Below are 20,530 nucleotides of genomic sequence, written 5' to 3' on the forward strand. Positions count from 1 at the left end.
CGTCAGGCCGCGGTGACCTCCCCGGTCACCGCCACCCGCCCCAGCAGCTCCTCATAGGCCCCCCGGTCGAACTCCCCCGCCACCGGTGCCACCACGCTCGCCGCGCTCAGTGCCGTCGCGCGGGTCAGGCGGTCCGGCCACGGCAGGTGCTCCACCAGTCCCGACAGCAGGCCCGCGACCGCCGCGTCGCCGGCGCCGGTCGGGTTGCCGTGCAGGCGGGTGGGTGGGGTGGCTCGCCAGCGGCCCTCGGGGGTCAGGGCCAGGAGGCCGGTCTCGCCGAGGGAGGCGACGACTGCTCGGGCGCCGCGTCTGCGGGCGTCCTGCGTGGCGCGTGACGGCTCGTGGGAGCCGGTCAGTTCGGCCAGCTCGTCGGCGTTGGGCTTGATGATGTCCGGGCGGGCGGCGACGCCCCGGCGCAGTGCCTCGCCGCTGGTGTCCAGCAGGACGGGTACCCCGGCCGCCTTCGCGGCCCGCACCAGACCGGCGTACGCTCCCACCGGCAGCCCCGGCGGCAGGCTGCCGCACAGGGCGACCGCGGCGGCCGGGGTGAGGAGATCCTCGTACGTCTGCTGGAAGGCGGACCACTCGGCGGGGGTGACCGTCGGGCCGGGTTCGTTGAGCTGGGTCGTGTCGCCGGTGTGGTCGTCGACCACGGCGATCGTGCGCCGGGTCGCGCCCGTCACCGGGACCAGCGCGTCCACCACGCCCGGCGTCGCGGAGAGCTGCTCCTGTACGGCGCGGCCCGTCGCGCCGCCCACGAAACCGGTGACCATCACCTCGTGACCGAGGGCCGCGAGGACGCGGGCCACGTTCAGGCCCTTGCCGCCGGGGCGTTCGGTCACCTCGGAGACCCGGTGGGACGCGTGGGGCCGTAGGGCCCGGACGCGGTAGGTGATGTCGAGAGCGGTGTTCAGCGTGACCGTGAGGATCACCCGGGCCGACCTCCCCCGCAGAAGTTCAGAATGCGCCTGCCGTCTGTCTGCCGGACGCTTCGCCCGGAGGGTTGATCATGTCAAACGGGCGGCGGCCATCCCAGTCTCCCAGGACAACCGCCGCCCTCAACAGCGGGACACATCACCCCAGTTGGGGCTCAACCACCCATTCGCCCCGGCGCATCACGCCCTTGAGGTCGAAGGCGGAGTCCAGCACGACCAGGTCGGCGTCCTTGCCGGGCTCCAGGGAGCCGATGCGGTCGTAGCGGCCGAGCAGCCTGGCGGGGTTGGCGGACAGGGCCGCCACCGCGTCCTCGACCGGCAGCCGGTCGATCGTCACCGCCCGCTTGAAGGCACGGTCCAGGGTGAGGGTCGAGCCCGCGATCGAGCCGCCTTCCACGAGCCGTGCGACGCCGTCGGCCACCTCCACCTCCAGCGGGCCGAGCATGTAGCGGCCGTCGCCGAAGCCTGCCGCGTCCATCGCGTCCGTGATGAACGCGATCCGGTCCGCGCCCGCGCGGTGAAACGCGAGCCGAAGCGCGGCCGGGTGCAGATGCGTGCCGTCGTTGATCAGCTCGACGGTCACCCGCTCGTCCTCCAGCAGGGCGGCGATCGGGCCCGGCTCGCGGTGGCCGAGCGGCGGCATCGCGTTGAAGAGGTGCGTGGCGACCGTCGCGCCCGCCTCGATCGCCTCCAGCGTCTGCTCGTACGTGGCGTCCGTGTGCCCGATCGCCGCGATGACGCCGTGCTCGGCGAGGAGGCGTACGGAGTCGATGCCGCCCGGCAGTTCGGTGGCGAGGGTGACCATCGTCGCGTGGCCGCGCGCCGCGTCGATCAGCTTGCGGACCTCCGCCGGGTCCGGGTCGCGCAGCAGCTCCTCGGAGTGGGCGCCCTTGCGGCACGGCGAGATGAACGGGCCCTCGAAGTGGATGCCGGCGACGTCGCCCTGCTCGGCGAGTTCGGAGAGGAGGCCGGCTCGTTGGGCCAGGAAGTCCATGTCGCCGGTGACGGTGGAGGCGACGAGGGTGGTGGTGCCGTGCAGGCGGTGGGTGTGGATGCCTTTGACTACGTCGTCCGGCGTGCCTGACGTGAACGATGCTCCGCCGCCGCCGTGGTTGTGGATGTCCACGAACCCTGGCAGGAGCCAGTGGCCGTGGAGGTCGATGCGGTGGGCGTTTTCTGGGGCTGTGCCGGTGATACGGGTGCCGTCGACGATCACTTGCGCGTCTTTGACGGTTCCTGTGGGCATGACCACGTGGGCGCCGGAGAGGATCAGGGGTGCTTTGCCCGTCGCGGGGTGCGGGCTCGTCGTGGCTGGTCGCGCAGTTCCCCGCGCCCCTAGGTCCGCTGCCATCAGGGGGTTACCTCCGTACGGTCGGTGTGGTCGAGGAGATCCCAGGCCAGGAGGCCGGCACCCAGGCATCCGGCGGTATCGCCCAGGGCTGCGGGGACGATGGACGGCAGCCGCTGGAAAGTCACCCGCCGCCGGACGGCCTCCCGCAGCGGTGTGAACAACGTTTCCCCCGCCTCGGCCAGCCCGCCACCGATGATCAGGGTGCGCGGGTCCAGCAGGGTGAGCGCGGTGACCAGGCCGTCGGCGAGCGCGTCCACGGCCTCCTGCCAGACCCGTACGGCGTTCGGGTCACCGGACGCGACGGCCTTCGCGCAGTCCGCGGCGTCCGCGTCCCGGTCCCCGCAGGCGGCGGCCCACGCCTCGCTCACCGCCGCCGCGGAGGCGAACCGCTCCAGGCAGCCGCGCTGCCCGCACGGGCAGGGCGCCCCGCCGGGCCGTACGACGATGTGGCCGATCTCGCCCGCGAAGCCGTGCGCGCCCGCCTCCACCCGGCCGTCGATGCCGATGGCGCCGGCGATCCCGGTGCCGAGCGGGACGAAGAGGAAGCGGTCGGCGCCCCTGCCCGCGCCGATCCGGCCCTCGGCGAGACCGCCGGTGCGCACGTCGTGGCCGAGGGCGACGGGGACGCCGCCGAGCCGTTCGGAGAGCAGCCGCCGCAGGGGTACGTCCCGCCAGCCCAGGTTGGCCGCGTAGGCGGCGACGCCCCGCTCCTCGTCGACGATGCCGGGGACGGCGACGCCGACGGCGGCCGCGGGCTCGCCGAAGCGCTGTTCGCCGTACGCGCGCAGCTCGGCGGCGAAGTCCAGGATGCCCTCGACGACCGCGTCCGGCCCGCGCTCGCGGCCGGTCGGGCGGCGGGCCTGGTGGAGCAGGGGGGTCGCGGGGGCCCGCGCCGGCAGCCGCTGTCCGATGCCGCCCTCGCCGGGCGCAGCGGCGCTCGCCCCCGCCAGGGCGGCCTTCATCCCGGTGCCGCCCACATCGAGGGCGATGACATGTCTCACGGGGACAGTTTGGCTTGTGTACCCGCGAGAGGTCTAGTCCACTTACGTGGTGTAGACCTTAGGGGGCAATTTGTATGACGTTTCGAAAGCTTTCGAACATGGGTGTGGGGCGGTTTTGCGTGCAGCGGCGTAGGCGTACGGGAACGATCGCGGCGGTGTCCGCACTGGGCCTGACGGCGGTCCTGGCCGGCTGCGGGCTGACCGGCGGCTCGGGCGAGGTCACGCTGAAGCTGGTCGCGGCCGACTACGGCGACAGCCCGGCGAACAGCTCCGAGAAGTACTGGGACAAGCTCGTCAAGGAGTACGAGAAGGAGCACCCGGGCGTCACCATCGACGTCACCGTGTACTCCTGGAACGACGTCGACGCCAAGGTCAAGGGGATGGTGGCCGCCGGGGAGGCGCCGGACCTGGCGCAGATCGGCGCGTACGCCGACTACGCCGCGAAGGATCTCCTCTACCCGGCCGACGACCTGCTCTCCATCTCGGTCCAGGCCGACTTCGTCTCGCGGCTCGCGGACGCGGGGCAGGTCAACGGGGTGCAGTACGGCATTCCGTTCGCCTCCTCCACGCGCCTGCTTTTCTACAACAAGACCCTCTTCCAGCAGGCCGGCATCACCCCGCCGACGACCTGGAAGGAGCTGGCCGCCGACGCCGAGGCGCTCAAGGCGGAGGGCGTGAAGTACCCGTACGCGCTGCCGCTCGGTCCGGAGGAGGCGCAGGCCGAGACGATGCAGTGGCTGCTCAGCGGTGGCGGCGGCTACACCGACTACGACCTCGGCACGTACAGCATCGACTCCGCGGAGAACGTCGCCACCTTCGGCTGGCTCAAGGACAACCTGGTCGGCAAGGGGCTCACGGGGCCGGTGGCGCCCGGCGAACTCAACCGGGCCGACGCATTCTCCGCCTTCGCGGCCGGTGACGTCGGCATGCTCAACGGGCATCCCTCGCTGATGCAGATGGCGACGAGGAAGGGCGTGAAGTTCGGCATGGTGCCGATGCCCGGGGCTCAGGGGCCGACGAAGCTCTCCATGGGTGTGGCCGACTGGATGATGGCCTTCAAGCAGAACGGGCACGCCGAGCAGGTGGGCGAGTTCCTCGACTTCGTCTACGACAAGCAGAACGTGCTGGACTTCTCGCAGCGGTACGACCTCCTTCCGGTCACGAACTCCGCGTCCACGCAGATGGCGGCGGCCAAGCGGGACGCCGACCTCAAGCCCTTCCTGGCGCAGCTTCCGCTCTCCGAGCTGTACCCGGTCGGCCGGACCTCCTGGGCCGCGGTCAGCGCGGAGATCAAGCAGCACATCGGCCGGGCGGTGTCGCCCGGCGGCAACCCGTCGGTGATCCTGGAGCAGCTGCAGTCGACGGCCGCGCGGGCGGAGAGCGCGGAGTAGGCGGCGGCCGCGGCACTGTCAGTGGCTGGGGCTACGGTGCCAGGCATGAACCAGCACCAGGACGGGGGCCGGCCGGACACCGGCCTCGCCGAGCGTGAGCAGGCCATCCTCGCTCTGGAACGGCGGGGCTTTCCCGGGCCCGGCGCCAAGGAGCGGGCGATACGGGAGGAACTGGGCCTGGCTCCCGTCCGCTACTACCAGCTCCTGAACGCCCTGCTGGACGACCCACGGGCGCTGGCTCACGACCCGGTCACGGTGAACCGGTTGCGGCGGGTACGGGAGGCGCGGCGGGCAGAGCGGTGAGCGAAGGGGTACACCCGCCCCCGCCTGGATAGGGTCGCCGTATGGGCAGTCACAAGGATCTGACCGATTCCGACTCGACCGACTCCGACGCGACCGACTCCGACGCGACCGGTTCCGTGAACCCCCTGCCGACCCCCACGACCCAGCCGGGGCGGGACGGGCTGGACGCCATCCTCGCGCGGCCCGGGCGGGCGCTGGTGGCGTTGGACTTCGACGGGACGCTCGCGGCGATCGTGCCCGACCCGGAGCGGGCCCGCGCCCACCCCGACGCCGTGCCGGCGCTCGCCGCGCTCGCGCCGAAGGTGGCCGCCGTCGCGGTGATCACCGGACGTCCGGCCGAGGTGGCCGTGCGGTACGGCGGTTTCGCGGGGGTCGCGGGGCTGGAGCACCTCGTCGTGCTCGGGCACTACGGCGCCGAACGCTGGGACGCCGTCAGCGGTGCGGTCACCGCACCGGACCCGCACCCCGGTGTCGCGGCCGTCCGAGCCGAACTGCCGCGGCTGCTGGAGGGGACCGGCGCCTGGATCGAGGACAAGGGGCATGCCGTCGCCGTGCACACCCGCCGCGCGGCCGACCCCCAGGGCACCTTCGAGGCGCTGCGCGAGCCCCTGCGCGACCTCGCCGCCCGCAGCGGACTCATCGTCGAACCGGGGCGGATGGTCCTCGAACTGCGCCCGCCCGGCATGGACAAGGGCGTGGCGCTCAGCGAGTACGTCCGCGAACTCGGCGCCGAGTCCGTCCTCTACGCCGGCGACGACCTCGGCGACCTCCCCGCCTACGCCGCCGTCGACGAACTCCGCTCCGAGGGCACCCCCGGCCTCCTGGTGTGCAGCGGCAGCGAGGAGGTCACCGAGCTGTCCAAGCGCGCGGACGTCGTCGTCGACGGCCCGGCCGGGGTCGTACGGCTGCTGCGGCGGATCGCCGATCAGGCGGACTGACCGGAGCCCTCCTCCAGCGCGTGCAACTGGTCCACGAACCACTGGGCCGGCGGGAGGGCGGTCGCGGCCGCCGCCAGCCGCTTCGAGCGTTCCGCCCGTTCCGCCGGCCCCATGGACAACGCCTCGTGCAGCGCCCGCGCCGTGTCGACCACGTCGTACGGGTTGACGGCGATCGCGTCCTCGCCCAGTTCCTCGAAGGCTCCGGCTTCCCGCGACAGCACCAGCGCGCACCCCTCGTCGGAGACGACCGGCATCTCCTTCGCGACGAGGTTCATGCCGTCCCGGATGGGGTTCACCAGCGCCACGTCCGCCAGCCGGTACGCGGCCAGCGACCGCGCGAAGTCGTCCTTCACATGCAGCACGACAGGGCTCCAACCGGGCGTTCCGAACCGGGAGTTGATCTCCTCGGCCAGCCGCTGCACCTCGGCCGTGTAGTCGCGGTACACCGCGAGGTCCTGCCGCGAGGGGTAGGCGAAGGCCACGTGCACCACGCGCTCGCGCCACTCGGCGTGGGATTCCAGGAGCCGGCGGTAGGCCAGCAGGCCGCGCACGATGTTCTTCGACAACTCCGTGCGGTCGACCCGGACGATGGTCCGGCGGCCCTCGCCGATCTCCTCCCGCAGCGCCGCCATCCGCTCCTCGACGTCGCTCTCGTGCGCCCGCCTGCGCAGGAAGTCCGCGTCGGCCCCCAGCCCGTGCACGCCGACGCGCGTGCCCCCGAGCCCGCCCGCGAACCGCTCGGCGCACGCCATGAACGCGTCCGCCCACCGCTGCGTGAGAAAGCCCAGCCGGTCCGCGCCCAGCATGCCGCGCAGCACCTGCCCGGCCACGTCGTCCGGCAGCAGCCGGAAGTACTCCGGCGGTGCCCACGGCGTGTGCGAGAAATGGCCGATCCTGAGATCCGGGCGCAGTTCGCGGAGCATGCCCGGCACCAGCGTCAGGTGGTAGTCCTGGACCACGACCGCCGCACCCCGCGCCGCCTCCTCGGCGAGCGCCTCGGCGAACGCCCGGTTGTAGGTCTCGTACGACGCCCACTGCCGCCGGAACTCCGCGTCGAAGACCGGCTCCAGCGGCGTCTGGTACAGCATGTGGTGCACGAACCACAGCACCGAGTTCGCGATGCCGTTGTACGCGTCGGCGTGCACGTCGGCCGGGATGTCCAGCATGCGCACGCCGTCCTCGCCGACCCCGCGCCGGACCGCCTCCCGGTCCCCGTCGGACAGCGCGGAGCACACCCACAGCGCGTCCGCGTCCGAGCCGATGGCGGACAGTCCCGAGACCAGCCCGCCGCCGCCGCGCTTGGCGTTCAGCGAACCGTCCTCGCCCACCGCGTAGGAGACCGGGCCGCGGTTCGACGCGACCAGCACCTTGGCCGCGCCCTGCGTGGAAGCCGTGGAAGCCGTGGAAGTGGAAGCCGTAGAAGCCGTGGAAGCCATACGCCTCAACCTAGCCCGGCCCGGAAACGCTCAAACGTGCGGTTCCGCTCAGTGGCCGGTCCGTATACGGCCGGTACCGGACGTTCACGCGACCCTGCGCGCCGCGTACTCGGCGATCTCCACCATCGGCGGCCGCTCCTCGGTGTCCACGGAGTACGTGCGCGGCTCGAACCCGTCCTCGCCCCGCTCGAACTGGGTGAGGGCGGGCCGTACGAGATGCCCGCGCGCCAACCGGAGCTGGGCCGTGCGGTAGATCGCCGCGGACATCCGGCCCAGGGCCTGGCCGTCCTGGTGGCGGTGCTTGCGCACGCCCACGTCCACCTGGGCCAGGGCGTCGAGGCCCACCAGGTGCAGGGCGTCGACCAGCATGCCCAGCTCCACGCCGTACCCCACGGGGAACGGGAGCTGTTCCAGCAGCGACCTGCGGGCCGCGTACTCGCCGCCCAGCGGCTGCACGAAACCGGCCAGCTGCGGCCAGTGCATGTTCAGCAGCGGGCGGGCCATCAGCTCGGTGACCCGGCCGCCCTGACCGGCCGCCGTGCCGAGGGGGCGGTCGTACATCGCCTTGACCAGGTCGACGCCCGGCTCGGTGAGCAGTGGCCCGACGATGCCGGAGACGAAGTCCGACGAGAACTCCTTCAGGTCCGCGTCGACGAAGCAGACGACGTCCCCGCGCGTGACCAGCAGGGAGCGCCACAGCACCTCGCCCTTGCCGGGCACGGCCGGGATGCGCGGGAGGATCTCGTCCCGGTGCACCACGGTCGCGCCGGCCGCGGCGGCCACCTCGGAGGTGCGGTCGGTGGACCCGGAGTCGACGACGACGATCTCGTCGACCAGCGGAATCTGCCGCACGAGGTCGTGATGGATGATCGCGACGATGTCGCCGACCGTCTCCTCCTCGTTGAGCGCGGGCAGCACGACGGAGACCGACTGGCCCGACCGCTGCTTCGCGGCCAGTATCTGGTGCGGGGGGCGATCGGTCACGGACCAGGAGCGGGTGCTCAGCCAGCGCTCGACTTCTTCCAGCACGGTCGGCGGCTCCTCACTGTTTGTCTCGCGGTTCGGACGACTATCTCAACTGTCCTTGCCGTCGGTTACAGTCTTGAACAACGCGGATGACCATCGCATGTCCAGGGTCGGCCGCTGTCGACAACCGAATACAGCTCATCCAGAGGGGCAGAGGGACACGGCCCGATGAAGCCCCGGCAACCCTCCAGCCGGCACTCGTAGGTCACTGGCGACCACTGCGCGAGGCTCCCGGCTAGGGAAGGTGCCAAATCCGTCTCACGGCGAAGTGCGTCGTGAGGAAGATGAGGAGAAAGGGCCTCGCCTCACATGGCTGTGCAGACTGTTGCAAGCACCACCGACTCCACCGTCGACCTCGGTCCCGCCGCGGCGCTGTCCTGCCGCGAGTGCGGTCACCGGGTACCCCTCGGACCGGTCTTCGCGTGCGAGGAGTGTTTCGGCCCGCTGGAGATCGCGTACGACTTCTCGGCCTACGACACCGAGGAGCTCCGCAAGCGGATCGAGGCGGGCCCCGCGAACATCTGGCGCTACGCGCCCCTGCTGCCCGTCCCCGCCGACGTGGCCGGCAAGCCGAACCTCAACCCCGGCTGGACCAAGCTCGTCAAGGCCGACAACCTCGCCCGTGAGCTGGGCGTGACCGGCGGCCTGTACGTGAAGGACGACTCCGGCAACCCGACGCACTCCTTCAAGGACCGTGTCGTCGCCCAGGCCCTGGAGGCCGCCCGCGCCTTCGGCTTCACCACGCTGTCCTGTTCCTCCACCGGCAACCTCGCCGGCGCCGTCGGTGCCGCCGCGGCCCGCGCCGGCTTCCGGTCCTGCGTGTTCATCCCGCACGACCTGGAGCAGGGCAAGGTCGTCATGGCCGCCGTCTACGGCGGTGACCTCGTCGGCATCGAGGGCAACTACGACGACGTGAACCGTTTCTGCTCCGAGCTGATCGGCGACCCGGCCGGCGAGGGCTGGGGCTTCGTCAACGTCAACCTGCGGCCGTACTACGCCGAGGGCTCCAAGACCCTGGCGTACGAGATCTGCGAGCAGCTCGGCTGGCGGCTGCCCGACCAGATCGTCGTCCCGATCGCCTCCGGCTCCCAGCTCACGAAGATCGACAAGGGTCTCCAGGAGCTGATCAAGCTCGGGCTGGTCGAGGACAAGCCGTACAAGATCTTCGGTGCGCAGGCCGAGGGCTGCTCGCCGGTGTCGACGGCGTACAAGGCGGGGCACGACGTGGTCCGCCCCCAGAAGCCGAACACCATCGCCAAGTCCCTGGCGATCGGCAACCCGGCCGACGGTCCGTACGTCCTGGACATCGCGCGCCGCACGGGCGGTGCGGTGGAGGACGTGACCGACGAGCAGGTGGTGGACGCGATCAAGGTGCTGGCGCGCACGGAGGGCATCTTCGCCGAGACCGCCGGTGGGGTGACGGTGGGCGTCACGAAGAAGCTCATCGACAACGGCGTGCTGGATCCGACGCTGACGACGGTCGTGCTGAACACCGGCGACGGCCTCAAGACGCTGGACGCGGTGGCGGGTACGGGGCTCACCGCGACGATTCGCCCCAGCCTGGAGTCGTTCCGGGATGCCGGGCTCGTCTAGTCGTTGTTGGTCTGCGGGCTGGTGGCCCGCCCCTGAGTAAGTGATCCCACCGGAGGTTTTCACCGTGAGCGTGACCGTTCGCATCCCCACCATCCTGCGTACCTACACGGGCGGCCAGGCCGAGGTGAGCGCCGAAGGCGCCACCCTCGCCGAGGTCATCGCCGATCTGGAGAAGAACCACACCGGGATCGCCGCCCGGGTGCTGGACGACCAGGGCAAGCTGCGGCGGTTCGTCAACGTGTACGTCAATGACGACGACGTCCGTTTCGAGCAGGGGCTTGAGACGGCCACCCCGGACGGCGCCGGAGTTTCCATCATTCCGGCCGTCGCCGGCGGCTGACCGAATGACCGATCATTACCGTCGGTAATGCCAGTTACCGAGCGTTCATCGAATTGCCCCCTCCGTGAGAGAAGCGGAGGGGGCAATTCTGTGTGGTTGAGCGAGGTACAGTTGGGGAACGCGCCGCCGATCCACGGGTCGGCAGCCCTTGATTTCTGCCGCTCGCCCGACAAGAAGTAGCCAAAGTGTGCGGGTTTTATGCGGCTTTTGCTCCCTTTGCCTGGCCCGACTTGACCTGAAGTCAGGGGAATTTTCCCCACATTCCCGACCGGTCGTGCCCGGATTTCTCGTCCGATTGACCTGTTGCAGACGGCAGTTGGGCAGATACATTCAGCCGCGGTCGACGCGTTCCGGCGCACGCCCCCGACCGATGGGGGGTGAGGTCTGACCCGGATCCGCGAAGTGTGGATCTGTGCAAGGGCCAGTAATAGGGGAGTTAGGCATGGCTCAGGGCACCGTCAAGTGGTTCAACGCGGAGAAGGGGTACGGCTTCATCGCGGTCGACGGTGGTGCGGATGTTTTCGTCCACTACAGCGCGATCCAGATGGACGGGTACCGCACCCTGGAGGAAGGTCAGCGGGTCGATTTTGAGATCTCGCAGGGCCAGAAGGGGCCGCAGGCGGACATGGTCCGTCTGGCGGCCGGCTGAAGCACGCGCCGACTGACTGCAGCGACGTTCTTCTTCGAAGGGCCCGCACCTCCCGGGGTGCGGGCCCTTCGCCATGTTCCGGCCCTGTCCGGGACGGGTCCGGACCTGTTCCGGACCTGTTCCGACGTGTTCCGGACCGGTCCCGGACGTGTTCCGGACCTGCTCCCGCCCGGCCGGGCGCCCCGCCCGATCCCCGAGAGCCGCTTGCACTCGACAGGGGCGAGTGCTAATCATTGGCGTTAGCACTCTGAAGGTGAGAGTGACAAAGAAGGACCGGGTCGGTGAGGCCCGCAGGCCGGGTGGGGCAAGGAACCACGAGGTCGGCGAGCCGTCCGTCGCGGGCGCGGGCGCGGTCCGAAGGAATCACCCCCAGTCCTGGAGGGACCACTTCACATGGCCAAGATCATCGCGTTCGACGAGGAGGCGCGGCGCGGCCTCGAGCGCGGCATGAACCAGCTCGCGGACGCCGTGAAGGTGACGCTCGGCCCCAAGGGTCGCAACGTCGTCCTCGAGAAGAAGTGGGGCGCCCCCACGATCACCAACGATGGTGTGTCCATCGCCAAGGAGATCGAGCTCGAGGACCCGTACGAGAAGATCGGCGCCGAGCTGGTCAAGGAAGTCGCCAAGAAGACGGACGACGTCGCCGGTGACGGTACGACCACCGCGACCGTTCTCGCCCAGGCCCTGGTCCGGGAGGGTCTGCGCAACGTAGCCGCCGGCGCCAACCCGATGGCCCTCAAGCGCGGTATCGAGAAGGCCGTCGAGGCCGTCTCCGCCGCCCTGCTGGAGCAGGCGAAGGACGTCGAGACCAAGGAGCAGATCGCCTCCACGGCCTCCATCTCCGCCGCCGACACCCAGATCGGTGAGCTCATCGCCGAGGCCATGGACAAGGTCGGCAAGGAAGGCGTCATCACGGTCGAGGAGGCCCAGACCTTCGGTCTGGAGCTGGAGCTCACCGAGGGCATGCGCTTCGACAAGGGCTACATCTCGGCGTACTTCGCCACCGACATGGAGCGTATGGAGGCCGTCCTCGACGACCCGTACATCCTGATCGCCAACTCGAAGATCAGCTCCATCAAGGACCTGATCCCGCTCCTCGAGAAGGTCATGCAGTCCGGCAAGCCGCTGCTGATCATCGCCGAGGACGTCGAGGGCGAGGCCCTGTCCACCCTGATCGTCAACAAGATCAAGGGCACCTTCAAGTCCATCGCCGTCAAGGCCCCGGGCTTCGGTGACCGCCGCAAGGCCATGCTCGGCGACATCGCCATCCTCACGGGCGGCGAGGTCATCTCCGAGGAGGTCGGCCTCAAGCTGGAGAACGCCACGCTCGACCTGCTGGGCCGCGCCCGCAAGGTCGTCATCACCAAGGACGAGACCACCATCGTCGACGGTGCCGGCTCCTCCGAGCAGGTCAACGGCCGCGTGAACCAGATCCGCGTCGAGATCGAGAACAGCGACTCGGACTACGACCGCGAGAAGCTCCAGGAGCGCCTGGCGAAGCTGGCCGGCGGTGTCGCGGTCATCAAGGCCGGTGCCGCCACCGAGGTGGAGCTCAAGGAGCGCAAGCACCGCATCGAGGACGCCGTGCGCAACGCCAAGGCGGCCGTCGAGGAGGGCATCGTCGCCGGTGGTGGCGTGGCCCTGCTCCAGGCCTCCCAGGTCTTCGAGAAGCTGGAGCTCGAGGGTGACGAGGCGACCGGCGCCAACGCCGTGAAGCTCGCCCTGGAGGCCCCGCTGAAGCAGATCGCCGTCAACGGTGGTCTCGAGGGCGGCGTCGTCGTCGAGAAGGTCCGCAACCTCCAGGTCGGCCACGGCCTGAACGCCGCGACCGGTGAGTACGTCGACATGATCGCCGAGGGCATCATCGACCCGGCGAAGGTGACCCGTTCCGCGCTGCAGAACGCCGCCTCCATCGCCGCGCTGTTCCTCACCACCGAGGCCGTCATCGCCGACAAGCCGGAGAAGGCCGCCGCGCCCGCCGGTGGCGGCATGCCGGGCGGTGACATGGACTTCTGATCCCGCGCGGATCAGGCTTCGTCCTGACCGAGGGCGGCACTTCCTGGCGACAGGGGGTGCCGCCCTCGGGTGTGTCCGGGGTCACGGCCGGACTCCCACAGACACGGAATGCGGGATCCGCACGACCAGTTGTTTAAGTGAGTGCAACAATGCGTGCGCACATACCAACTGGTCTACAGACCCGTCTCCGAGGAGCTCCGCCGTGACCGTCGCCGAGTCCCCCGCCTTCCGTGCGGCCCAGATCCTGTCCCGGCCGGCCGTGATCAACGGCCTGACCGTCCCCAACCGCATCGCGATGGCGCCGATGACGCGCATGTTCTCCCCGGGCGGCATCCCCGGCGAGGACGTGGTGTCGTACTACTCCCGTCGCGCCGCCGCCGGTGTCGGGCTGATCGTGACCGAGGGCACGTACGTCGGCCATGAGTCGGCCGGGCAGAGCGACCGGGTCCCGCGCTTCCACGGCGACGAGCAGCTGGCGGGCTGGGCCAAGGTGGCCGAGGCGGTGCACGCGGCGGGCGGCACGATCGTCCCGCAGCTCTGGCACATCGGCATGGTGCGCGAGCAGGGCCAGCCGCCGTACGCCGACGCCCCCGCCGTCGGCCCCTCCGGTCTGCGTATCGGCGCCACCGAGGCCACCGGACGAGCCATGACGCGGAGCGATCTGGACGACGTCGTCGGCGCCTTCGCCGAGGCCGCGGCCGACGCCGAGCGCATCGGGTTCGACGGCGTGGAGATCCACGGCGCGCACGGCTACCTGATCGACCAGTTCCTGTGGGCGGGCACCAACCGGCGCACGGACGCGTACGGCGGTGACCCGGTCGCCCGTACGAAGTTCGCGGCGGAGATCGTGGCCGCCGTACGGGAGAGGGTCTCCGCGTCCTTCCCCGTCATCTTCCGCTACTCGCAGTGGAAGCAGGAGGCCTACGACGCCCGCCTCGCCGAGACCCCCGAGGAGCTGGAGGCCATCCTCAGCCCGCTCGCCGCGGCCGGCGTCGACGCCTTCCACGCCTCCACCCGCCGCTACTGGGTCCCGGAGTTCGACGGCTCCGACCTCAACCTGGCCGGCTGGACGAAGAAGCTGACCGGCAGGCCCGCGATCACCGTCGGCTCGGTCGGCCTGGACGGCGACTTCATCCGCAGCTTCATGGGCGAGGGCTCCGCGGTCAAGGGCATCGACGACCTCCTGGACCGCCTGGAGCGCGACGAGTTCGACCTGGTGGCCGTCGGCCGCGCCCTGCTCCAGGACCCTCAGTGGGCGGCCAAGGTCCTCGGCGACCGCCTCGACGAGCTGAAGCCGTACGACGCGGCGGCGCTGAAGACGCTGAGCTGAGCCTCAACTCCGGCGGCGGGTGACGCGGCCGTGCGGCCTCACAGGTTGCCCATCGGCTCGATGTCGACCCGCACCGGCGTCCCCCACACGCGCAGCACCTCGTAGTCGGTGAACTCGTGCACGAGCCGGTAGGCCATGGCGGCACGCGGTCCGCGGCGCTGGGCGGCGAGATAGAGCTCGGCCTCCCGGCGGTCGCGACGCGGGGTGCCGCAGAGCTGCCACTCCTGCCCGTTCCACAGCTCCGGCAGCCAGCGCTGCTGGGGCTGGGGGCGGTCGCCCCGGACGCCGTAGCGGGAGGGGGCGGGGTGCTCGGGGGTGCGGGGGACGGCGGGGCCGGTGCCGTTGTACTCGGCTCGGCGGGCGGCTCGGCGCCGGGTCTCGCACAGCAGGCACAGGTCGGGGGCCGCGGTGTCGACCGGACCGGTGGGGTGCTCGGGGCAGCGGGTGCTGGGAGCGGCGCCGGTGACGCTCTCGTCGAGGAGGTCGAGGGCACGGCGCAGGTCCGCCTTGACCTCGTGCAGCTTGGCGTCCGGGGTGGTGGCGGTGAGGGCCTCGCCGTGCTCGCCGAGGAGGCGGAGGGCGCGGCCCAGGGCGGTCAGCTGGGCGTGGTTCATGGGTGCCAGTCTGTGCCAGTCCCCGGGCCGTTCGCCAATGGTCAGCCCATGCTCTTCGCGCCGTCCAGGGACTCGCGGATGATGTCGGCGTGGCCGGCGTGCTGGGACGTCTCGGCGATGATGTGGAGCAGCACCCTGCGGGCCGACCAGCGGGCGCCGGGCTCGAACCACGGGGCCTTGGGCAGCGGGTGGGAGGCGTTCAGGTCGGGCAGGGTGGCCACCAACTCGTCGGTGCGGCGGGCCACTTCGTCGTACGCGGCCAGCACGCCGGCCAGGCTCTCGCCGGGCAGCATCCGGAACTCGTCGGCCCGCTCGGCCCAGTCCTTCTCCGTCATGGCGTCGAAGTCGTCCTCGGGGGACGGGCCGTGCTGGATGAAGTCCACCCAGTTCCGCTCCGTCGACGTGACGTGTTTGATCAGGCCGCCCAGACACAGCTCGCTGGCCGTGGTCCGCCGCCCGGCCTGCTCGTCGGTGAGGTCGCGGGTGGTCAGGCGCAGGAACTCCCGGTGCTTGGCGAGTGCTGCCAGCAGGTCGGCGCGCTCGTCGGTGACGGTGGTGTGCGTGGTCTGGCTCATGGCCTGGCCCTCCATGGGTCGCTGTTCCCTCGGCTGAACCCACGTTAGGAGCCATAGAGGTCAGATCCTGTCCTATTCGACGGCCGATCTGTGTTCTTCAAGCGCTCATGGGCTTCGGAACTTTCGTCCAGGACAGGACCGCCGAAGTCGGCGACGGTGGAGGCATGTGACGTCGGCGGCGCCGCTGGTGGATGCGGCGCCGTTCTGGCTCATCGAGACCGTTTGATGTCTTCGACGAAGGCCCCCCAGGCCGGGGTTCCGAAGATGAGCTTCGGCCCCTGGGGGTTCTTGGAGTCACGGATGGGTACGAAGGTGGGGAAGTCGGGGGTTACTTCGAGGCAGTCGTCGCCACCGCCGCCGCTGTAACTGGACTTGTGCCAGGTGGCCGCGTTCAGGTGCTGCTCAGGGATGTTCCTCATGGGCGTAATCCTGCGCCATCCCCTCGATCAGGGCTAGAGACTTCTCCGGCGAGAGCGCGGTGGCCACGAGGAGTTCGAAGGTCAATTTCAGCTGGGCGACGGTGGCTGGGTCGTCTTCCAGTCGTCCTACGCGGACCCCCTCGAAGTAGACCAGCGGAGGGGCGTCCTCGAAGTCCATCAACTTCAGGGCGCCCTGCATCGCCGTATGCGCTCCCGCGCTGAATGGCAGTACCTGCACGATGACCCGGCCCCGGCGGGCCAGATCGGCAACATGGTGCAGGGCCTCCGCCATCACCGACCGCCCGCCGGTCTCCCGGCGCAAGGCCGCCTCATCAAGCACCACCCACAACAACGGCTTTGTTGGGTGGTCGAGCAGGCGGGTTCGTGCCATCCGGCCTTCCACCCACTCGTTGACGGTCTCCTCGGGCGCCGTCGGCTCGTACGCGCGGTTCACGGCCCGTGCGTACGCAGGCGTTTGCAGCAGTCCGGGGATGAGCAGCGGCGCGTACTGGCGAATCGTCGTGGCCTCTGCTTCTGCCTCCGCCGCCTCTGCGAAGTGCTCGGTGTAGCGGGACTTGGCAGCCGCCCCGCAGTTCCGCTGGAAGAAGTCGCCCGTATCAAGCATCTCGTCCAGCAGTCGCGCGCTGTCCGGCTGCATACGACGCGTTCCCGCCTCCAGTTGCCCGATGAACGAGCCACTCACGAACAGCCGTTGGCCGACTTCTGCCTGACTGAGCCCGGCCTTCTCACGCGCGTGACGGAGTTCCGCGCCCAGCAGTGCACGCGGCGATGATGACGGGTCGAGGTCTTTTGGTCCTGGCATGTGCAACTCCCTGTCCACCAGCCGTGATTGTTGAGGCGCCCGTATGGCCAGATTAGAGCCGTAGCCGACACGCTGCGTTGTGAATCGCAAACTCTGCGTAGAGAGGTGAGTTCAGCGTGCGGTCGACCGAAGAAGTCGTGGTGTCCCTGCGGTTGGCGCTCGGAGGCGTGGGCATCGTGCTGCCGTCCCTGTGCGTGGACCCGGTGACCGGTGCCAGTGACGAGCCGTTCGCTCTCGTCCAGCTCGGGCGTTGCAACGTGCGGACCGCCGAGCGGCTGGCGGCGGTGTTGCGGGGGGAGCCGGTGGAACCCGCGCCGACGAAGGAGGAGCTGTTGGCGCGGGTCCGGAAGATCAACCGGCAGGGAAGACTGCCGCGTTAGTCCGACTCGGAGGCGCGGCTCAGGCGGTCGTACTGCTCCCGGGTGAGGTGGACGGCGTCCGCGCCGAGGTTCTCCTCCAGGTGCGCGATGTCCGCCGTCCCCGGGATGGGGAGGATCACCGGCGAGTGGGCGAGCAGCCAGGCGAGGACGACCTGCGTCGGCGTGGCGTCGAGTTCCTCGGCCACGGCGGCGATCTCCGACCTGGCCCCGGACTTCCCGGCCGCGACGGGCCGCCAGGGCAGGAAGGCGATGCCCGCGGCCTCGCAGGCCCTCAGCACGGGTTCGTGCTCGCGGTCGAGGAGGTTGTAGCGGTTCTGGACACTCGCGATGTCCACGATGGCGCGCGCTTCGGCGAGCTCGGCGACCGTCACCTCGGACAGGCCGATCCGGCCCACCTTGCCCTCGTCGCGCAGGTCGCGCAGGGCGCCGAGCTGGTCGGGGAGCGGTACGCCCGGGTCGAGGCGGTGGAGTTGGAGCAGCTCGATACGGTCGAGGCTCAGGCGGCGCAGGGCCTCGTCGACCTGGGCGCGCAGATCGGCCGGCTCGCCCGCATGCCGCCAGCCCTCGCCGGAGGTCGTGTGCCGGATGCCGACCTTCGTGGCGATGAGGAGGTCGTGCGGGTACGGGTGCAGGGCCTCGGCCAGGAGGTCCTCGTTGGCTCCCCAGCCGTACATGTGCGCCGTGTCGATCAGCGTGACGCCCAGCTCGACCGCGCGTCGGGCGACCGCGAGACAGTCCGCGCGGGCCTCCGCCGTCTCCGGCCGCAGGTGCATGGCCCCGTATCCGAGCCGCCGTACTTCGAGGTCGCCGCTTATGGGGAACGTCGTCGGTGCCGTCATGCGGGCACGCTAACAGGGCGAGATGTCACCGCTCGTGGCGATGAACGAAGCGCGGCCCGGGTGCGAAGTCCATGGTCGGGGCGAGTTCGCGTGCGAGGAGCTTGCGCAGGAACTCGACCATGCCGTAGGGGACGACCCTGCAGGGCACGAGGAGTTCCTGACGGTCGAAAAGCAGGACGGGCCATCTGCCGGGGTCCGGATCGCTGGTCAGCCAGCACAGGAGAGATGGCTGCCCGAGGGAAACGGCCCGAGGATCTCGATCTGGCCGATCGCCTCCTCCGAGGTGATCGAGCCGACGCCGTACACGGACATGAACGCCATGTAGTCCTGCGGGAACCCGGTGCCCCACCGTGCCTGGGCCGCCTGCCAGTCGATGTCCCGCCTTTCGGTCACGTCGGTGAGAGCTTGGGCGGCGTCTTGGTGACGCGGTGTCCTCGCAGGGGTACGGCCGTGATCCCGGCGGCGAGGGTCAGAGCCGAGACCCGTAACCATCGGGACGAGCATGACTGTCCCACAGCAGACCGGCGGCAAGGCGCTGCGAACGCCATGGGGAGGCCGGAGCGCCGCCGGGTCGGTCAGGATCCGTCCGCCCGCACGGCGGCCCGCAGATGCCCGTTCGCCTCCGCCAGGAGCCTCGTCGCCGTGGGGGCGTCGACATCGGCCAGCAGGATCAGGATCGCCGTCTTCACCTCGCCGCCCGCCTGTGTCAGGGCACGCTCGATGTCGGTGTCGTCCGCGCCCGTGGCCAGGGCGACGATGCGGCGGGAGCGGGCGCGGAGCTTGTCGTTGGAGGCGCGGACGTCGACCATCAGGTTTCCGTAGGTCTTGCCGAGGCGGATCATCGTGATCGTCGAGAGCATGTTGAGGACCAGCTTCTGGGCGGTCCCGGCCTTCAGGCGGGTGGAGCCGGTCAGCAGCTCCGGTCCGACGACGATCTCCAGGCCGTGCTCGGCGGCCGCCGCCAGCGCGCTGCCCGGGTTGCAGGACAGGCCGACCGTCAACGCGCCCCGCGCCCGGGCGTGTTCGACCGCGCCGACGGCGTACGGGGTGCGCCCGGACGCGGAGATGCCGACCACCGTGTCGGCGGGGGCGAGCGCGAGGGCGTCGAGGTCGGCGCGGGCCAGGTCCGCGGAGTCCTCGGCGCCCTCGATCGAGGTGACCATCGCCTCCGGGCCGCCCGCGATGAGGCCGACGACCTGCGAGGGGTCGGTGTTGAAGGTGGGCGGACACTCGGAGGCGTCCAGCACGCCGAGGCGGCCCGCCGTGCCCGCGCCCGCGTAGATCAGGCGGCCGCCCCGGGCCATCCGGTCCGCGATCGCGTCGATGGCGGCGGCGATCTGGGGGAGGCGCGAGGCCACGGCTGCCGGTACGGAGGCGTCCTCGCCGTTCATGAGGCGGGCGATGTCCAGGGTCGGGAGCTGGTCGATCTCGGCGAGCTCGGGGCGGAACGCCTCGGTGGTCAGGGTCTCCAGCTCGCTGCGGAGATCACGGGGGTCGGAGGTGGAGGTCATGAGGTAGGTGGCTCTTTCCAGTTCCGGGTGTGCGGTCCAACCCAAAGGGCGCGGGGCGGTGTCGCCGTGCGGCTCCGCCGTGCGGGCGCGGCGCGACCGGCCACACCGGCCCCGCGGACGACACCACGACCGTCGGTCCTGCGGTCTACCTGCGATGCCGATGCGCCAGCGCCTCATAGGACGCCGCCAACGCCGGCGCCGCCGTCTCGTAGGTCCGCTGGGCGACACCCACGAACAGGCAGTCCACCACAAGAAGCTGGCTGGTCCGCGACGACATCGCCGCGGGACGCAGTTCACTCTCCCGAGCCGTCGACGTCGTGAGGATGTGGTCGGCGTACTGGGTGACCGGCCCGTCCGGGCGGCCGGTGATGGCGACCGTCGTGGCCCCGTGCTCGAACGCGACCCGCAGGGGTTCGATGACGTCCCCGGTCGAGCCGGAGTGCGTGATGGCGATCGCCACGTCACCCGCGCGCAGCTGCACCGCGTTCGTCACGGCGAGGTGCGGGTCGCTGTGGGCGTGGGCTATCAGCCCTATCCGCAGCAGCTTCTGCGTGAGGTCCTGGGCGACCAGCCCGGACGCGCCGATGCCGTACACGTCGATGCGGCGGGCGGCGGCGGCAGCCGAGACGGCCGCGCCGAGCTGGGCCGTGTCGAGACCGGCGGCCGTGTCGGCGAGGGTCTGCTGCTCGTCGTAGGCGAGCTTCGCCACCACGTCGGCGATGGGGTCGTCCACCGCGATGTCGGTCGTTATGGCGGGCGAGCGGCCCGACTGCTGCTGGGCGGCGAGGCCGGCGAGCGCGAGGCGCAGATCGCGGTAGCCGGGGTAGCCGAGGAGGCGGGCGGTGCGGACGACCGTGGCCTCGCTGGTGCCGGTGAGTTCGGCGAGGCCGGTGACCGTGAGGGCCGCGCAGCCCGCCGGGTCGCCGGCGACCGCTTCGGCGACGCGCTGCATGGAGCGGGTCATCGACGGGGCGAGCGTGCGCACCTTGGCCGCGAGGGCGGCGGGTGCGGGCGGAGGGCCACCGCCGAAAGTTTCCTTCACGTCACGGGTCACCTTTGA

Annotated in this window: 23 protein-coding genes and 1 riboswitch; of the genes, 9 read left to right on the plus strand and 14 right to left on the minus strand. The window is 70.8% G+C overall.

The features are described from left to right. Positions 1–2: 2 nt before the first annotated feature. From ABZ078_RS09345 to ABZ078_RS09355, 3 genes are all read right to left on the minus strand, one after another. Entirely contained in the window at positions 3–932 is a 930-nt protein-coding gene (locus tag ABZ078_RS09345) for a 1-phosphofructokinase family hexose kinase (protein WP_356573270.1), read from the minus strand. A 142-nt stretch (positions 933–1,074) separates the two neighbouring features. Then, positions 1,075–2,181: an N-acetylglucosamine-6-phosphate deacetylase gene (gene nagA / locus ABZ078_RS09350; RefSeq protein WP_356573272.1), complete on the minus strand. Its 1,107-nt coding sequence runs from the start codon at positions 2,179–2,181 to the stop codon at positions 1,075–1,077. A gap of 104 nt (positions 2,182–2,285) precedes the next feature. Continuing rightward, complete coding sequence (locus ABZ078_RS09355) at positions 2,286–3,287, minus strand: ROK family protein (RefSeq protein ID WP_356573274.1); 1,002 nt, start codon at positions 3,285–3,287, stop codon at positions 2,286–2,288. Positions 3,288–3,442: 155 nt separating this feature from the next. Here ABZ078_RS09355 and ABZ078_RS09360 point away from each other — a divergent pair, with 155 nt between their 5' ends. From ABZ078_RS09360 to otsB, 3 genes are read left to right on the plus strand one after another with little or no spacing between them, the layout of a single operon-like run. Next, positions 3,443–4,678, plus strand: a complete 1,236-nt coding sequence (locus ABZ078_RS09360) for an extracellular solute-binding protein (RefSeq protein ID WP_356573276.1) — start codon at positions 3,443–3,445, stop codon at positions 4,676–4,678. 45 nt (positions 4,679–4,723) lie between these two features. Next, positions 4,724–4,981, plus strand: coding sequence for a DUF3263 domain-containing protein (locus ABZ078_RS09365; RefSeq protein WP_356573277.1), 258 nt, complete (start codon positions 4,724–4,726; stop codon positions 4,979–4,981). Between the two features lie 41 nt (positions 4,982–5,022). Further along, positions 5,023–5,919 (plus strand): trehalose-phosphatase, encoded by an 897-nt coding sequence (gene otsB / locus ABZ078_RS09370; RefSeq protein ID WP_356573279.1) that lies wholly within the window; start codon positions 5,023–5,025, stop codon positions 5,917–5,919. Here the strand turns inward: otsB and ABZ078_RS09375 are convergent. Both ABZ078_RS09375 and ABZ078_RS09380 read right to left on the minus strand, forming a co-directional pair. Further along, a complete protein-coding gene (locus ABZ078_RS09375; protein WP_356573586.1) occupies positions 5,907–7,286 on the minus strand; it encodes a trehalose-6-phosphate synthase in 1,380 nt (459 codons plus the stop codon). The two genes, otsB and ABZ078_RS09375, sit on opposite strands and share 13 nt — an antisense overlap. Before the next feature lie 153 nt (positions 7,287–7,439). After that, positions 7,440–8,384, minus strand: coding sequence for a glucosyl-3-phosphoglycerate synthase (locus ABZ078_RS09380; protein WP_356573281.1), 945 nt, complete (start codon positions 8,382–8,384; stop codon positions 7,440–7,442). A gap of 132 nt (positions 8,385–8,516) precedes the next feature. Next, positions 8,517–8,672, plus strand: a riboswitch (SAM riboswitch). Between the two features lie 18 nt (positions 8,673–8,690). On the opposite strand from ABZ078_RS09380, the gene thrC reads away from it, so the two are divergent. The 5 genes from thrC (at position 8,691) to ABZ078_RS09405 (ending at position 14,309) form a co-directional block, all read left to right on the plus strand. Then, positions 8,691–9,974, plus strand: a complete 1,284-nt coding sequence (gene thrC, locus ABZ078_RS09385; RefSeq protein WP_356573283.1) for a threonine synthase — start codon at positions 8,691–8,693, stop codon at positions 9,972–9,974. A 64-nt stretch (positions 9,975–10,038) separates the two neighbouring features. Next, positions 10,039–10,314, plus strand: coding sequence for a MoaD/ThiS family protein (locus ABZ078_RS09390; protein WP_159667017.1), 276 nt, complete (start codon positions 10,039–10,041; stop codon positions 10,312–10,314). Positions 10,315–10,756: 442 nt separating this feature from the next. Next, positions 10,757–10,963 (plus strand): cold-shock protein, encoded by a 207-nt coding sequence (locus ABZ078_RS09395; RefSeq protein ID WP_016436693.1) that lies wholly within the window; start codon positions 10,757–10,759, stop codon positions 10,961–10,963. Between the two features lie 393 nt (positions 10,964–11,356). Further along, positions 11,357–12,979 (plus strand): chaperonin GroEL, encoded by a 1,623-nt coding sequence (gene groL / locus ABZ078_RS09400; RefSeq protein WP_356573285.1) that lies wholly within the window; start codon positions 11,357–11,359, stop codon positions 12,977–12,979. Between the two features lie 202 nt (positions 12,980–13,181). Continuing rightward, positions 13,182–14,309 carry an NADH:flavin oxidoreductase gene (locus tag ABZ078_RS09405; protein WP_356573287.1) on the plus strand — a complete coding sequence of 376 codons (1,128 nt, stop codon included), beginning with the start codon at positions 13,182–13,184 and terminating at the stop codon, positions 14,307–14,309. 38 nt (positions 14,310–14,347) lie between these two features. Here ABZ078_RS09405 and ABZ078_RS09410 read toward each other — a convergent pair whose 3' ends face one another. From ABZ078_RS09410 to ABZ078_RS09425, 4 genes are all read right to left on the minus strand, one after another. Next, the gene (locus tag ABZ078_RS09410; RefSeq protein ID WP_356573289.1) at positions 14,348–14,923 is read right to left on the minus strand and encodes a hypothetical protein; all 576 of its coding nucleotides are present in this window, start codon (positions 14,921–14,923) and stop codon (positions 14,348–14,350) included. Between the two features lie 41 nt (positions 14,924–14,964). Then, a complete protein-coding gene (locus tag ABZ078_RS09415; RefSeq protein WP_356573291.1) occupies positions 14,965–15,498 on the minus strand; it encodes a DinB family protein in 534 nt (177 codons plus the stop codon). 209 nt (positions 15,499–15,707) lie between these two features. Next, entirely contained in the window at positions 15,708–15,917 is a 210-nt protein-coding gene (locus ABZ078_RS09420; protein ID WP_356573293.1) for a DUF397 domain-containing protein, read from the minus strand. Then, positions 15,901–16,740 carry a helix-turn-helix transcriptional regulator gene (locus ABZ078_RS09425; protein WP_356573295.1) on the minus strand — a complete coding sequence of 280 codons (840 nt, stop codon included), beginning with the start codon at positions 16,738–16,740 and terminating at the stop codon, positions 15,901–15,903. Before ABZ078_RS09425 ends, ABZ078_RS09420 begins: the two co-directional genes overlap by 17 nt. A 116-nt stretch (positions 16,741–16,856) precedes the next feature. Here ABZ078_RS09425 and ABZ078_RS09430 point away from each other — a divergent pair, with 116 nt between their 5' ends. Continuing rightward, complete coding sequence (locus ABZ078_RS09430; protein ID WP_356573297.1) at positions 16,857–17,120, plus strand: hypothetical protein; 264 nt, start codon at positions 16,857–16,859, stop codon at positions 17,118–17,120. On the opposite strand, the gene ABZ078_RS09435 is transcribed toward ABZ078_RS09430, so the two are convergent. The 5 genes from ABZ078_RS09435 to ABZ078_RS09455 all read right to left on the minus strand — a co-directional run bounded on the left by ABZ078_RS09435 (position 17,117) and on the right by ABZ078_RS09455 (position 20,524). Then, the gene (locus ABZ078_RS09435; RefSeq protein ID WP_356573299.1) at positions 17,117–17,959 is read right to left on the minus strand and encodes an aldo/keto reductase; all 843 of its coding nucleotides are present in this window, start codon (positions 17,957–17,959) and stop codon (positions 17,117–17,119) included. The genes ABZ078_RS09430 and ABZ078_RS09435 overlap by 4 nt on opposite strands. Before the next feature lie 25 nt (positions 17,960–17,984). Beyond that, on the minus strand, positions 17,985–18,107 hold the full coding sequence (locus tag ABZ078_RS09440; protein WP_356573300.1) for a hypothetical protein: 123 nt from the start codon (positions 18,105–18,107) through the stop codon (positions 17,985–17,987). 59 nt (positions 18,108–18,166) lie between these two features. After that, complete coding sequence (locus tag ABZ078_RS09445; protein WP_356573302.1) at positions 18,167–18,352, minus strand: SMI1/KNR4 family protein; 186 nt, start codon at positions 18,350–18,352, stop codon at positions 18,167–18,169. A 182-nt stretch (positions 18,353–18,534) separates the two neighbouring features. After that, complete coding sequence (gene murQ, locus ABZ078_RS09450) at positions 18,535–19,470, minus strand: N-acetylmuramic acid 6-phosphate etherase (protein WP_356573304.1); 936 nt, start codon at positions 19,468–19,470, stop codon at positions 18,535–18,537. Positions 19,471–19,615: 145 nt separating this feature from the next. Then, on the minus strand, positions 19,616–20,524 hold the full coding sequence (locus ABZ078_RS09455) for a MurR/RpiR family transcriptional regulator (protein ID WP_356573306.1): 909 nt from the start codon (positions 20,522–20,524) through the stop codon (positions 19,616–19,618). Positions 20,525–20,530 lie beyond the last annotated feature (6 nt).

The sequence above is a fragment of the Streptomyces sp. NPDC006385 genome (assembly GCF_040612485.1).
In the GTDB taxonomy this organism is placed as follows: domain Bacteria; phylum Actinomycetota; class Actinomycetes; order Streptomycetales; family Streptomycetaceae; genus Streptomyces.